General features: G+C 71.0%; 13 protein-coding genes. 2 read left to right on the top strand and 11 right to left on the bottom strand.

All coding sequences use genetic code 11. The annotated features are described in order from the left end of the window. Nucleotides 1-17: 17 nt before the first annotated feature. Complete coding sequence (locus A6P39_RS11145) at nt 18-1,805, top strand: DUF2264 domain-containing protein (RefSeq protein ID WP_199840806.1); 1,788 nt, start codon at nt 18-20, stop codon at nt 1,803-1,805. On the opposite strand, the gene A6P39_RS11140 is transcribed toward A6P39_RS11145, so the two are convergent. Genes A6P39_RS11140 through A6P39_RS11130 form a run of 3 tightly spaced genes read right to left on the bottom strand, consistent with a single transcriptional unit; the run spans nt 1,758 to nt 3,134 of the window. Continuing rightward, nucleotides 1,758-2,219 (bottom strand): hypothetical protein, encoded by a 462-nt coding sequence (locus tag A6P39_RS11140; RefSeq protein WP_234378924.1) that lies wholly within the window; start codon nt 2,217-2,219, stop codon nt 1,758-1,760. The two genes, A6P39_RS11145 and A6P39_RS11140, sit on opposite strands and share 48 nt — an antisense overlap. After that, nucleotides 2,185-2,916 (bottom strand): hypothetical protein, encoded by a 732-nt coding sequence (locus tag A6P39_RS11135; RefSeq protein WP_234378925.1) that lies wholly within the window; start codon nt 2,914-2,916, stop codon nt 2,185-2,187. The genes A6P39_RS11140 and A6P39_RS11135 overlap by 35 nt, the downstream gene beginning before the upstream one ends. Then, nucleotides 2,829-3,134, bottom strand: coding sequence for a hypothetical protein (locus tag A6P39_RS11130; RefSeq protein WP_234378926.1), 306 nt, complete (start codon nt 3,132-3,134; stop codon nt 2,829-2,831). Before A6P39_RS11130 ends, A6P39_RS11135 begins: the two co-directional genes overlap by 88 nt. Nucleotides 3,135-3,308: 174 nt before the next feature. Between A6P39_RS11130 and A6P39_RS11125 the strand changes: the two genes are divergently transcribed. Continuing rightward, a complete protein-coding gene (locus A6P39_RS11125; protein ID WP_067046128.1) occupies nt 3,309-4,118 on the top strand; it encodes an isocitrate lyase/PEP mutase family protein in 810 nt (269 codons plus the stop codon). Here the strand turns inward: A6P39_RS11125 and A6P39_RS11120 are convergent. The 8 genes from A6P39_RS11120 to A6P39_RS11085 all read right to left on the bottom strand — a co-directional run bounded on the left by A6P39_RS11120 (nt 4,052) and on the right by A6P39_RS11085 (nt 13,552). Beyond that, the gene (locus A6P39_RS11120) at nt 4,052-4,804 is read right to left on the bottom strand and encodes an alpha/beta fold hydrolase (protein ID WP_067046130.1); all 753 of its coding nucleotides are present in this window, start codon (nt 4,802-4,804) and stop codon (nt 4,052-4,054) included. The two genes, A6P39_RS11125 and A6P39_RS11120, sit on opposite strands and share 67 nt — an antisense overlap. Further along, the gene (locus A6P39_RS11115) at nt 4,797-5,381 is read right to left on the bottom strand and encodes a TetR/AcrR family transcriptional regulator (protein ID WP_067046133.1); all 585 of its coding nucleotides are present in this window, start codon (nt 5,379-5,381) and stop codon (nt 4,797-4,799) included. The genes A6P39_RS11120 and A6P39_RS11115 overlap by 8 nt, the downstream gene beginning before the upstream one ends. Nucleotides 5,382-5,705: 324 nt before the next feature. Continuing rightward, nucleotides 5,706-8,588: a glycoside hydrolase family 2 TIM barrel-domain containing protein gene (locus A6P39_RS11110; protein ID WP_067046136.1), complete on the bottom strand. Its 2,883-nt coding sequence runs from the start codon at nt 8,586-8,588 to the stop codon at nt 5,706-5,708. A gap of 12 nt (nt 8,589-8,600) precedes the next feature. Then, the gene (locus A6P39_RS11105) at nt 8,601-9,494 is read right to left on the bottom strand and encodes a carbohydrate ABC transporter permease (protein WP_079133406.1); all 894 of its coding nucleotides are present in this window, start codon (nt 9,492-9,494) and stop codon (nt 8,601-8,603) included. Then, complete coding sequence (locus tag A6P39_RS11100; RefSeq protein WP_067046140.1) at nt 9,491-10,456, bottom strand: carbohydrate ABC transporter permease; 966 nt, start codon at nt 10,454-10,456, stop codon at nt 9,491-9,493. Before A6P39_RS11100 ends, A6P39_RS11105 begins: the two co-directional genes overlap by 4 nt. A gap of 20 nt (nt 10,457-10,476) precedes the next feature. After that, nucleotides 10,477-11,742 carry an ABC transporter substrate-binding protein gene (locus A6P39_RS11095; RefSeq protein ID WP_067046142.1) on the bottom strand — a complete coding sequence of 422 codons (1,266 nt, stop codon included), beginning with the start codon at nt 11,740-11,742 and terminating at the stop codon, nt 10,477-10,479. Nucleotides 11,743-12,023: 281 nt separating this feature from the next. Continuing rightward, nucleotides 12,024-12,254: a hypothetical protein gene (locus tag A6P39_RS11090; protein ID WP_234378927.1), complete on the bottom strand. Its 231-nt coding sequence runs from the start codon at nt 12,252-12,254 to the stop codon at nt 12,024-12,026. A 17-nt stretch (nt 12,255-12,271) separates the two neighbouring features. Then, nucleotides 12,272-13,552 carry an ROK family transcriptional regulator gene (locus A6P39_RS11085; protein ID WP_199840804.1) on the bottom strand — a complete coding sequence of 427 codons (1,281 nt, stop codon included), beginning with the start codon at nt 13,550-13,552 and terminating at the stop codon, nt 12,272-12,274. Between the last annotated feature and the right edge of the window lie 72 nt (nt 13,553-13,624).

Here is a 13,624-nt window from a genome sequence, read left to right as displayed (position 1 = left end):
GGAACGCCACCGCCGTGATCCGACTGCCCGCCGACGACCGCGACGTCAGTCCCCGCACCGGTTACACCCGTGCGCACTGGGAGGCCGCAGCCGACGCCCTGCTGGCCGCCGTCGCCCCCTACGCCACCCCCGACCGCGCCCTCTACCACCTCCCCGGCAACCACGTCAGCCACGCCGGCCGCCTCTCCGACGGCCTGGAGGGGTACGCCCGGACGCTGCTGCTGGCCGCCTTCCGCCGCGACGAGACCGCGCTCGGCCGCTACGCCGAGGGCCTTGCGACCGGGCCCGGCGGCATCTGGCCGCGGATCGAGGACCGCAGCCAGCCGCTCGTCGAGGCCGCCTCCATCGCGCTCGCCCTGCGGCTGACCCGCCCGCTGCTGTGGGACCGGCTGGACGACCCGGTGCGGCAGCGCACCGCCGAGTGGCTGGCCGACGCACTCACCGCCGCACCCTGGCCGTGCAACTGGGAGTTGTTCCCTGTCACCGTCGGCGGCTTCCTCCAGGAGATCGGCCACCGCCCGCAGGCCGCCCGCAAGGCGATCGACCGCGGCCTGGAGCGGATCGAGGGCTGGTACCTCGGCGACGGCTGGTACACCGACGGCGACGGCCGGAAGTTCGACTACTACAACGGCTGGGCGATGCACCTGTATACAGTCGTCCACGCATGGTTGGCGGACGACAATGAACTGCTTTCTGTATACGGTCGACGGTTGTCCGTCCACCTCGCCGACTACGCCCGCCTGTTCGGCGGTGACGGCGCCCCCCTCCACCAGGGCCGCTCCCTGACCTACCGCTTCGCCACGACCGCCCCGCTCTGGCTCGGCGCGCTGACCGGCCACACCCCGCTGCCCTCCGGCGAGACCCGGCGCCTGGCCTCCGGCGCGCTGCGCTACTTCCTCGACGGCGGCGCGGTCGACGAGCGCGGGCTGCTCCCGCTGGGCTGGCTTGGCCCCGACGAGTCGCTCGTGCAGAGCTACTCCGGCCCGGCCTCCCCTTACTGGGCCAGCAAAGGCTTTCTCGGTCTGCTCCTGCCACCCGAGCACGAGGTGTGGACGGCGACCGAGGAACCGGGACCGGCCGACCGCGCCGACGAGGTCACACCCGTAGCCGCCCCCAACTGGCTGATCCAGAGCACTCGTTCGGACGGCCTGGTCCGGCTGCACAACCACGGCAGCGAGGACGTCCGCTACGACCCCTACTACACCCGGCTCGCCTACTCGACCGCGACCACGCCCGAGCGGACCGCCCCCGACAACAGCGTGATCGTCGGCGGCACCCCGGACCGGACGCGGATCGAGCCGCTCGGTACCGGCGACGGCTGGATCGCCTCGCGGCACACCGTGCGCGACGGGATCACCGTCACCAGCCTCGTGCTCGCCGAGGGCGCGGCCGAGGTGCGGGCCCACCTCGTCGCCGGGGCCGAGCCCGGGACGCCGGTGCGGATCACCGGCTGGCCGGCACCGAACGGGCTGCGCGCCGAACTCCTCCCGGTCTGCGGCCTGTCGGCGGACCTGACCGGCCACACCGGCCCGGGCGAGGTCACACTGTTCGTGGCGCTCGCCCGGCTGACCGGTGAGGCGGCCCCCCGGCCCCTCACGGACCTGGTGTCCGTCCGAGCGGGGGAGGACGATGAGGGGCAGGCGGGGCATAAGGGGCATGAGAGATGTGAGGGATGCAAGGGGTGCAAGAGGTGTAAGGGGTATGCGGTGAGCGTTCGCTGGGCGTCCGGCGCGGAGGGCGTCTTCGCGTTCACGGCTTCAGCCGGGCGATCCGCAGGCTCGTCGTGGTCGGTGACGCCCCGGTGAGCGGAGTGGCGAGGACGGGGTGACGGGCGCGTAGGCCCAGCTGAGCGTGCCGTCCTTGAGAACGGCGATGTCACCGGTGATCCGCGCGCTCACCACCGTGCCGGCGCCGGCGAACTTCCCGTTCCGGTCCACGAGCCGCAGGTGTGTGCCCGTGAAGGTGCCGGTGCAGGTGCCGGCGGAGCACTTGGCGTTCTTCAGCGACTCCCAGGACAGCAGCAGCTTGTCCTTGCCGTACGGGGCGAGGTGCACATCGACGTGCTCGGTGCCCTTGTCGGCGGACAGGTACACCGTCTTGCCGGGGCCGGAGTTGCGGTTCTTCAGAAAGGCGATCGCGACCTGGTGGGTGGCGGTCTTCGGGGTGACGCTCCAGCCGCGTCCGCTAATCGGCCGGATTCTTCCTCGCGGAGGCGGCACGCCGGGAGGAGAAAGCGGTTGCGTAACGGCCGTCGGCGGACTTCACCAGATCGCCGGTGCGGCCGGGGAACGTACCACCGCAGTACCCCGCCCAGCACTGCTCGCGCTGCACCATCGGCGCCACGTCCGGGGCGCCGATGCCGGTCGAGACGAACAGGCACGAGCGCCAGTCGTCGAAGCACAGGGACGTGAAAGCGCCGGAGGACTCCGCGTGCAGGGCGATGCCCTCGTTGTGACTGCAGCCCCAGCTCCAGCCGCCGCTGAGCTTGGCACCCTTGGCGCTGAGGTACGACAGCTTGTCGCCGAAGTGCCCGTCGGCGAAACCGCCCGCGTCGTGCACCACGAAGTAGGCGCCGTACTTCGTGCCGTTCCAGGTCAGCTGCCCGTCCAGCACCGGTGAGGTGTCGTGCGAGGCGGTGCCGGTCAGCTTCGTGGTCCAGGTCCGTCTGCCGCCGGCGTAGCGGACGATCGCGGCGGCCGTCTCCTTCCACTTGTTGGTGTCGGCGAACCGGGTGAGCAGCGCGAACCCGTCGTCGTGGGCGACCAGCCCGTCGACCTCCCGGGCCCCCGCGACGACCGTGTCCGCACCGGCGCGCTTCCCCGCGGCCGTCAGTGGGTGACGTGCACGCCGTCCGTCGCGGGCCAGGCGACCCGGAGTGTGCCGTCGGGGGCGACCGCGGTGGCGGTGCGGTTCCACTCGCGGGCGTTGTTGTAACCGGCGGACAGACAGGGGTACTTGGCCGACAGGGAGACGGCCGTGCTGGTGACGGTCAACTGCGGTGCGGCGGGTGTGGCCGCCCCGGCCGTGGCGTGCCACGTGCCCGCCAGCAGCCCGGCGGCGGCGAGCGCACCGATCACGGGCTTGCGGGCCGCGCGCACGCGGCGGTGACCTGTGGTGCGTCGTGCTTGAGTCATGCCCTGGGTCGCCGCCGGGGACGGAAAGGTTGCCGAAACCGTTTCCGGAGCGCCGGCGCACCGGTGTGCCCCGCTGTGCGGTGCCCGGGTGCCCCGGTGCGCTTGCGGGACGGGAGGCGTGCGGTCGTCCATCGTTCGGTGGGCGCCGAACCGTCCGGCGCCTAGCGTTGCCGTATGACCGCAGAGCACGATGTGACCGCGTTCGCCGCCCTGCACCACCGCCGCGGACAGCCGTTGCTGCTCCCCAACGCCTGGGACCACGCCTCGGCCGCCGCGCTCGCCGCCCGGGGGTTCGCGGCGATCGCCACGACCAGCCTGGCCGTCGCGGCGGCGGCCGGCCTGCCCGACGGCCGGGGCGCAACCCGCGAGCAGACCCTGAGCCTCGCCCTGACCCTCGGTTCGGAGCCGTTTCTGCTCTCCGTCGACGCGGAGGACGGCTTCGCCGACGATCCGGACGAAGTCGCCGAACTGGCCCGCCAGTTGTGGTCCGTCGGGGTCGTCGGCATCAACCTGGAGGACGGGCTCGGACCGGCCGCCCGGCACGCCGCGAAGATCGCCGCGGTGAAGGCCGCCGTACCCGGCCTGTTCGTCAACGCCCGTACGGACACCCACTGGTTGGGCGACGGCGTCGAGGCGGACACCCTGCGCCGCCTCGACGCCTACCAACAGGCAGGTGCCGACGGGGTGTTCGTGCCCGGACTCACCGACCCGGAACGGATCGGTGCTCTCGTCCGGCACACCGACGCCCCGCTCAACATCCTCTACTCGCCCACCGGTCCCACGGTCTCCCAGCTCGCGGGCCTCGGTGTCGCCCGCGTCAGCCTCGGCTCCCTGCTCTACCGGCGGGCACTGGGCGCGGCGCTGGACGCGGTGGAAGACATCGCGGCCGGGCGGGTGCCGGGCGGTACCACGCCGTCCTACGCCGAGGTGTGCGCGCCGGACAGGAACGTCTCGGTGAGCAGCCCGGCGAAGTCCCCGGGATGATCCAGGGTGCCGAGGTGCCCGCCCGGGAACTCCGCGAAGGAGCCGTCCAGGCGGTCAGCGAGGAACTCGGCGGTGCGGTACAGGAGTTGGCCGCGCGAGTCGGCCCCGGCGCCGAGGGTGACACGGGGGCCGGCAGGGGGAGCGGAGAGGGCGGACGGGGCGGACAGGACGGAAGGGGCGGACGGGGCGTACGCGGTGAAGGGCTGCAGGACGTGGGCGAGGAAGACGCCCATCGGGGTCGCCGACTCGCCCTCGGCGGGCGGCCGCCCGGCCCCGGCGAACTGCCCGAGCAGTTCGGCCCGCCGTTCCGCCCCGTCCGGCAGCACCGTCACACACGGCGGCTCGTGCGCGACCACGCCCGCCAGCCGCCGCGGGTGCCGGGCGAGCAGGTCGAGGACGGCGATGCCGCCGGAGCTGGTCCCGAAGACGTACGCCCGCTCGCCCGGCGGCAGCACCGCCTCCAGCAGCCGGTGCGCCCCGTCGCTCCAGTCCGCCGGACGCTGGTCCGCAACCGGCAGGCCGAGCCGGCCGTGGGCGAGCCCCAACGGGTCGTACGTCACCACGGTGAAGCGTCGCGCCAGCCGTTCGGTCAGCGGCTCCAGCCCCATCGGGTGTCCGGCCCCGCCCGGCACGATCAGCAGTACGGGACCGCTGCCGGTCACGTCGTGGTGCGGCGTTTCAGTCATCGTCGTTCGTCTCCCGGGGCCAGTGGGTCAGGGCGAGGTGCAGGGCTTCGACGGCCTTGTCCCAGGAGGCCCGCACGTCGCGGTCCGCGCCGAAGCCGCCCGTGGACTCCAGGGCGCAGTAGCCGTGGAAGGTACTGCGCAGCAGGCGTACGGCGTCCGTCAGATCGGGTTCGCCGAGGCCGTAGGCGCGCAGCATCCCGTAGGTGATCTCGGCCGTACGGCGCATGGCGGGGGAGCCGGCGATCAGGGACTGGTCGATACGGATCTGGGTGGCCGCGTACCGGCCCGGATGCTCCAGGGCGTACGCGCGGTACGCCCCGGCGAAGGCGGCCAGCGCGTCCTTGCCGGCCCGCCCGGCCACGGCCGTGGCGATCCGGTCGATCAGCTCGCCGCCCGCGTGCAGCGCGAGCCGGGTGCGCAGGTCGTCCAGGCCTTTGACGTGCGAGTACAGGCTCGCGTCCTTCACGCCGAAGCGGCGGGCCAGCGCGGACAGGGTGACGTTCTCGAACCCCGCCTCGTCGGCGAGGCCGGCCGCCGCCGCGATCAACCGGTCGACGGTGATTCCCGCACGGGCCATCCGACACCTCCTCCTTGGACCCCCAGGCTGGATCCTAGAGCATTTAGGTTAGAGGACGCGCCGACGGCAGGACACAGAGGAAGTCCGCCCTGTACACCGAACTCCACTGCGAGGCCGCACCCTCCACGAACGAGCCGAGGAAGCCGATGGAAGCGCACGAGCGTGGCGGCGGCCAGGCTCGGCAGCCGGCTGTTCACCCGGCCGATCAGCACCGTGACCACCGGCCGCCGAACTGTCCCGTCGCGGTCATCCGCTCACTTCTCCCATGGAGTGAGCGACCCCCGCCGCGTCGGCCGCGGCGGGGGTCGGGATCATGCCGGTGCGTCACCGCGTGCGTGGATCCTGGGCGGTGGTGAACACGAAGGAGAACTCCGCCGGCTGGGCGCGCAGGTGATACTGGGGCAGCGGGCCCGGGCCGCAGGACTGGGAGCCGATGCCGTGCTGGCCGTGGTCGAGGTTGACCCAGACCGTGTCACCGGGTGTGAGGTCCGTGCGGTGGGTGGCGGCGTCCAGCTGCTCGGTGGTCCAGCGGCGGGCGGTGAGCAAGAACGCCGGGTCGCCCTCGATGCGCAGACCGCCCAGCTCCGCCCAGCGGACGTCGATGCGGGCGCCGTTCTCCTGCGGACGGAGGTACGGCGTCTGCAGATCGTCTACAGTCGACCGCCAACTGCCGACCGTCGACGCCATCCTGGTGTCCGCATACGCCTCACCGGGCCCGCCGCCGAACCAGCGCACCTCGTCGGCCGCGGACAGCCCGAAGCGGATGCCGAGCCGCGGCAGCGGGACCGTCCAGTCGCCCTCCGGGATGGTCCATACGGTCAACCGCAGACTGTCTCCGTTGGACGTCCAGCGGTATACCGTCGACAGTCCCACCTCCCGTGCCGCCGGTGCCACCCGGGTGCGGACCGTCAGCGCGTTCTCGCCGGTCTCCACCGCGTCCAGCCGGTGCCGCATCCGGTGCAGGCCAAGCGTGCGCCACACCAGGCCGTAGCGCTCATCGCTCTGCCAGGCCGCGCCGTCGTCGTTGTCGGTGGTGGCCCGCCACACGTCCAGCCGCAGACCGCAGACGGGCACCTCGCCGATGGCCGTCAGGCTGCCGGTGCGGCCGTCGAAGGTGCCGGGGCCGAGGGTGATCACCCCGTCGCGGGCCGCCGGTCGGGCGGTCGGCGCGACCGTGGGCACCCGGCGCGGTGACGCCGGGATCTGGCCCCAGGCGACCACGTGGTCCTCCGGTGCCCACGGGGTGTCGGCCGCGAGCACCGCCCGGACCGTCCAGTGGGCCTCGCCTGCGGGTGCCGTGGCCGGCGGCGCGGGCAGTTTGACGTCGGCCGACTCGCCGGGCGCCAGCGCGGGCACGGTCAGGGTGCCGGACTCCACCGGCTCACCCTCGACCTCGTACGACCATGTGAACGCCAGCGCCGACAGGCCGGCGAAGTCCTGCTTGTTGGTGACGCGGACCGTGCCGTCGCCGGGGTCGCCGGTGATGCCGACCGGTTCGATCACCTTCTTGTACTCGACCAGCCCGGGGGAAGGCTGCCGGTCCGGGAAGAGCAGGCCGTCGCAGACGAAGTTGCCGTCGTGCAGTTCCTCGCCGAAGTCGCCGCCGTAGGCGTAACCCAGCTGCGGATGCGCGATGCCGTGGTCGATCCACTCCCAGACGAAGCCGCCCTGGAGCCGGTCGTAGGACTCGAACAGCCGCTGGTAGTCGGCGAGTCCGCCGGGGCCGTTGCCCATGGCGTGGGCGTACTCGCACAGGATGAAGGGGAGCCCGCGCCGCTTGTGGGTACCGCCGTCCAGGCCCTGGCCGATCCGCTCGACCTCGGCGTGGGAGGCGTACATCCGGGAATACATGTCCGTGTCACGGCAGCCGGGGTCGCCCTCGTAGTGCAGCAGCCGGGAGGAGTCCCGGCCCTTGATCCACTCGGCCGTCGCGGTCAGGCCCCGGCCGGTGCCGGCCTCGTTGCCGAGAGACCAGATGACGACGCTGGGGTGGTTCTTGTCCCGCTCGACCATGCGGGACGCCCGGTCCAGCAGGGCCGGGGTCCAGCGGTCGTCGTCGACGGGGTTGTCCCGCCAGCCCTGTTCGGTGAAGCCGTGCGTCTCCAGATCGCACTCGTCGATCACCCACAGGCCGTACTCGTCGCACAGGTCGAGGAAGGCCGGGTGCGGCGGGTAGTGGGAGGTGCGGACGGCGTTGATGTTGTGCCGCTTCATCAGCAGCACGTCCTCGCGCATGGTCTCCAGGCCGAGGGCACGGCCCCGCTCCGGGTGCCACTCGTGCCGGTTGACCCCCTTGAAGAGCACCCGTCGGCCGTTGACCTTGATCAGGCCGTCCGACAGCTCGACCGTACGGAACCCGATGCGCAGCGGCACCCGTTCGCCCTCGGTGGCCAGCTCGCCGTCGTAGAGCCGGGGCGTCTCCGACGACCACGGTTCGACCGGCACGGTCACGCTCTCGCCGGTCGCGATGTCGATGCCCAGCTCGGCCACGGTGACCCGGCCGTCCACGTCGGAGTCGATCCGCAGGGTGCCGGCGTGCGCGCGGTGGTCGTAGGAGGCGTGGACGAAGAAGTCGAGGGCGGCGCCCGCCGGGCGGTGCAGCAGGGTGACGTCACGGAAGATGCCCGGCAGCCACCACTGGTCCTGGTCCTCCAGATACGAGCCGGCCGACCACTGGTGGACGCGGACCGCCAGTACATTGTCTGCAGTCTTCAGCAGATGGCCGACCGCGAACTCGTGCGGCAGCCGCGAGCCCTTGAACTCACCGAGGTCCGTGCCGTTCAGCCACACCCGCGCACAGGACTCCACCCCGTCGAAGCGCAGCACCGCGCCGCCCTCGGCGAGGTCCGGCCAGTCGGCCGGCAGGTCGAAGACCCGCAGATGGTCGCCGGTCGGATTCTCGGTCGGCACGCGCGGCGGGTCGACGGGGAACGGGTAGAGGTGGTTGGTGTAGATGGGCGAACCGTGCCCCTGCAGGACCCAGTGGCCGGGGACCGAGACCTGCGCCCACTCGGCGGCGTCGTACCCCTCCTCGGCGAAGGAGTCGTCCTCGGCGTCGGCCGTCGGCGACAGCCTGAATCGCCAGCTGCCGTTCAGGGAAAGGGACTTGGCGTCAAGAGAGGTGTACCGGGCGCGCGGCGGGAGCGCGCCGGAACCCGGGGAGACGTCCTCGACGTAGGCGGTGTCGGTGTGGGTGCTCAAAGACATCGGTCTCCTAGGTCAGCCCTTGATACCGGTCTGTGCGATCCCCTGCACCAGCCAGCGCTGGAGGAAGAGGAACACGCACAGCAGGGGCAGGATGGAAATGGCGGTCGCCATGAAGATCTGGTGGAAGACGACGGTCTGGTTGGTGATGTAGGAGGAGAGCGCGACCTGGACGGTCCACGCGTTCGGATCCTGGCCGATGACCAGCGGCCACAGGAAGGCGTTCCAGCCGTTGATGAAGGTGATCGTGGCGATCGCCGCGAAGAAGTTCAGCGAGTTGGGGACGACGACCCGCCAGTAGGCACCCCAGTGGCCGAGCCCGTCCACGCGTGCCGCCTCCTCCAGCTCCTTGGGGAACCCGAGGAAGTACTGCCGGAACAGGAAGCAGGTGAAACCGCTGAACAGCCCCGGAATGATCAGCCCGCGGTAGGTGTCCACCCAGCCGAGGGAGGACACCAGGACGAAGCTGGGCACGAAGGTCACCGAGGTCGGGACCATCAGGGTGCCGAGGACGACGTAGAAGATCTTGTTGGCGTGCCGGTAGGGGATGCGGGCCAGGGCGTAGCCCGCGAGCGAGCACACCAGCAGGATGCCGGCGGTCATGGAGACGGCGACGACCGCGGAGTTCAGCAGTGACCGGGCGAACGGCACCGTCTGGTCGTCGAACAGCTCACTGATGTTGCCCCACTGCAGGTGCGTGGGGAAGAACTCCCAGTGATCTCCGGTGATCTGGGCATCGGTGGAGAAGGCGTTGCGGAGCAGTACGTAGAACGGGATCAGGAAGAGGACGACGGCGACACCGGTGGCGATCCACAGGCCGGTGCTCCGCATGACTCCTCCGCCGCGCCTGCCGCGGCGTGCGCCCGCCGACGGCGCGGTTTTCCGGATGCCGGGCGTGGTGGTGGTCACTTGGATTCGTCCCCCCTTCCGAAGCCCATGATCCTGCCCTGGAACAGGGTCACGACGATGATCAGCGCGGTCAGGATGACGGCGCCCGCGCTGCCGGCCCCGTAGTCCTGTTCCGTGCCCAGGGCGGTGTAGTACAGCTCGACCAGTGGTGGGCGGCCCCAGGTCGTCTTGTCGAGCAGGTTGTAGAACTCGTCGAAGGCCTGGTAGGCGGCTATGAGCAGCAGCAGGACCACCGCGGTCGACGTGGCGCGCAGCTGCGGCAGCGTGATGTGCCGGAAGGTCTGCCAGCCGGGCCTTGCGCCGTCGATGGCGGCGGCCTCGTACAGCTCGCCCGGGATGTTCTGCAGCGCGGCCAGGAACAGGATCATGTAGAAGCCGGACTGCAGCCACAGCCGCGCGGTGACGATGACCAGCCAGTACCAGGGCGGATCGGGGCTCGCCAGCCAGGCGATGTTGTCGATCCCGAACCAGCCGAGGACCGTGTTCGCGAGGCCGAAGCGTACGCCGCTGAAGAGGGACATCTTCCAGATCAGCGACGCGGCGACGTAACTGCACGCGGTCGGCAGGAAGAACACCGACCGGAAGAACGCCCGCATGAACCTGAGCCGGTTCACCAGCAGAGCGAGGCCCAGCGACATCGCCCAGGTCGTCGGCACGATGAACGCGGCGAAGACGGTGAAGGTGCCGAGCGAGTGGACGAACTTGGGGTCCGTCAGCATGTACGTGTAGTTGTCGAAGCCGATGAACTTCGACGGCGTGACCGTGAAGCGGGCGTCGAAGAAGCTGAGGTAGACGCTCCAGCCGATCGGCACGTAGACGAAGATGACCAGCCCGGCGAGGAAGGGGCTGATGAAGAGCCAGAAGTTGAAGGTGCGGCTGCCCCGCAGCCCCCGCCGTGTCCGGGCCGGGCGGGACTTGACCGGGGCGGGGCTCGTGAGGGCGGGCTTCGTGGTGGTCGACATGTCGTGGTCCGTCCGCCGGCCTATCCGAAGAGCTTCTTCAGCTCGCGCTCCACGGCCTTGTCGCACTTGTCGAGCGCGGCCTCCGGATCCCCGTCCTTGCGGACACAGTCGGCCATGACGTCCCAGGACGCGCTGATCATGGCCTGGGTCCAGCCGATGTTGTCGAAGTGCCCGTACTCGTTGAAGAGCTTGACGCCCTGGGCCCCGAGGCCGGACTTGAGCTTGGTGGCCTGCGCGGCGATCGAGGTGCGCGGCGGGATGTGGAAGCCGTACGAAGTCGCCCAGTCCTCCTGGTACTTCTTCTGCTCGATCCACAGCCACTTCACGTATTCCTTGGCCGCCTCGACGTTGTCGCCCTTGGCGTTGACGAACACCGACCAGCCGCCGTTGTAGACCGAGGGCTTGCCGGAGTCGACGGTCTTCGGGAACGGGAAGACGCCGAGGTCGTCACCGAGCGCCTGCTGGAACTGCGGCATGGCCCACATACCGCAGAACTGGATGGCGCACAGGCCCTGGCTGAGCGAGGACGGGTCCCAGTAGTCGGTCGGGGCGCCGAGGAGCATGTGGCCGCTGGCGAAGAGCCGGCGCATCTTCTTCAGGCCCTCGATGACGCCGGGCGTGTGGTAGGCGATGCGGTTGTTGTCGTCGAGGGTGTCGGCACCCGCCGACCAGATCAGCGGGTTGACGACCGCGTGCAGGTCGTTGCCGAGGAACACGCCCTTGGTCGTGCCGGTGGTCAGCTTGGCGGCGGCCTCGATCAGCTCGTCCAGGGTCTCGGGGACCTTGACGCCGGCCTTCTCGAAGAGGGAGGGCCGGTAGAAGAAGAACTGGGGGTCGTCGAGCGTGCGGACGCCGTAGACCTTGCCGTCGACCGTGTGCGACTTGATGTCGGCCGGGTTGAAGTCGTTCTTGACCGGATCGACGATGTCGCTCAGGTCCGCCACCTGGCCGCTCTTGACCAGCTGGATCTGCGGGTGGAACTCGAACAGGTCGGGCGCGTTCTTGGTGAGCAGTGTGGCGAAGAGCTTGCTCTCGTAGTCGGCGCTGGTGATCCACTCCGTGTTCACACGGGCGTTCTTGTACGCGGCGGCGTACCGCTTGACCGCCTGCTCCGTGCCTGCCTCGCCGTAGGCGTGGAACATCTGGCTGAGCTGCTTGCCCGACCCGCTGCCCGAGCCGCGGCCGTTGTTGCTGCCGCAGGCGGCGAGCGGGGCGGCGACGGCCAGACCGGCGGCGGCCCGGAGTATCGAACGGCGGTCCCAGTTGCTGTTGCTCTGTGCCGACATGCTGACGTCCTTGTCTGTCGAGTGCGGCGTGCGGCTCTGCGCCCAGCGGCCGGACGGCCGAATGGCCTGATGGCCTGATGGCCTGATGGGCTGGATGGCTGGAACGAGGGTGCGGAGCGGGACGTTAACCTTCGGCTAAGGCTTCGGCAAGGGGTTGGACGAAGTAGGTTCGAAGCGTTGTATGTCGTTCGGGATCACGAACGGAGCGCAGGGGCAAGGGAGATGAGAGCCGCCGGGTCAGGAGTGTGGCCGGCGGCCCTCGGATCAGGGGGAGCGGGGGATCACCGGGGCAGGGCTACTGCCTGGGTACGTCGCGCTGGCCGACCGGCACCGGCATGCCCTCCTGGCCGCAGCAGGAACGTCCGGCCGCCCTTGTCCCGGCTCCAGCCGTAGGAGCCGTCGGCCTTCAGGAAGTCCTCGGTGGCGCGGGCCGGGGTGGTGAGGAGGGCCGCGCCCACGGCCGGCGCGGCCGAGGCCGCGAGCAGCAGGGACCTCTTGCGGGGGTCAGACACGTGCATCCCTTCCGTCGTCATGAAGGCGGTGCGGTACGGCCCCTTGCGAGGGTGGTGCGCTTGACGGTGTCTTTGGCGGTGCCCTGCCTCTGCCCGACGGACTGCAGCGCTCCCTCCAGCGCGAACGTGGCCGCGCCGAGGGACACCGGGTCGGTGGGAATCGGGGAGAGGACGATCTCGGTGGCGGCCAGCGGCCGGCGCAGCGTGTGCCGGGCCACGGCCTGGCGGACCTCGTCGAGCAGCGGCTCGCCCAGCCGGGCGGCGACCCAGCTGCTGAGCACGACCACTTCGGGGTTGAGCAGGTTGATCAGATCGGAGATGCCGGCGCCGAGGTAACGGGCGGTGTCCCGGACGACCTTGAGTGCCACCGGATCGCCCGCGGCGACCGCACCGGCCAGCGCGTCGATGGTGGCCGTCTGGTCCTCGGGGTGCAACAGCGCCGAGCGCGGGCTGAGTTCACGCAGGTTCTGCATGATGCCGGGGGCGCCGACGTACGTCTCGACACAGCCGTGGTTGCCGCAGTGGCACAGCCGCCCGTCCAGCACGAGCGTGGTGTGGCCCCACTCGCCGGCGCTGTTGCTCACGCCCCGGTGCAGTGCGCCGCCCAGGGCCAGACCGGCGCCGACCCCCGTGCCCAGATTGACCACCACCGTGTCCCCGCGGCCCCGCGCGGCCCCGAACCACAGCTCCGCCACCGCGCAGGCGCGCAGCGGGTTGTCCAAGTACAGCGGGTACGCGATGTGTTCGGCGAGCAGGTCGAGGAACGGCACGTCGTGCCAGTCCCAGTTGGGCGCGTACTCGGCGACGCCGCTGTCCCGGTCCACCTGGCCCGGCACGCTCACCCCGACGCCGAGCACCCGGGCCGCCTCGATCCCGGCCTGCGCCACCACCGAGCCGACGGCGGCGGCGACCTGGCCGACCACCTGCTCCGGGCGGCTCTCGCCGGGCCGCATGTCCTCGTCGGCGCGGGCCAGGACGTTCAGCGCCAGGTCGAACAGCTCGACATGGACGTACGTCTCCGCGATGTCCACACCGATCAGCGCGCCGTCCGGCGCGTTGACGGCGACCAGGCCCCGGGGCCGGCCCCCGGCCGAGTCCTCGAACCCGACCTCGGTGATCATGCGCAGGTCCAGCAGCTCGCCGACCAGGGTGGCGACCGTGGCAAGACTCAGGCCGGTGGCGGCCGCCAGCTCCTGCCGGGAGGTGGGGGACTCGGCGATGATCTGGCGCAACACCTCGTAGCGGTTCGCGGTGCGGATGTCACGTGATGTGCGCTTCACGCGGCTCTCCCCTCCCATGCCGTCCCATCCCGTCCGGACCGGAGCGGCATCGGCACCGGCGCGGCCGTCAGGCTATGGGCTGCGAGGGGG

Origin of the sequence: Streptomyces sp. FXJ1.172, assembly GCF_001636945.3 — a bacterium.
Classification (GTDB): Bacteria; Actinomycetota; Actinomycetes; order Streptomycetales; family Streptomycetaceae; genus Streptomyces.
This window is presented reverse-complemented; position numbering and strand designations above follow the sequence as displayed.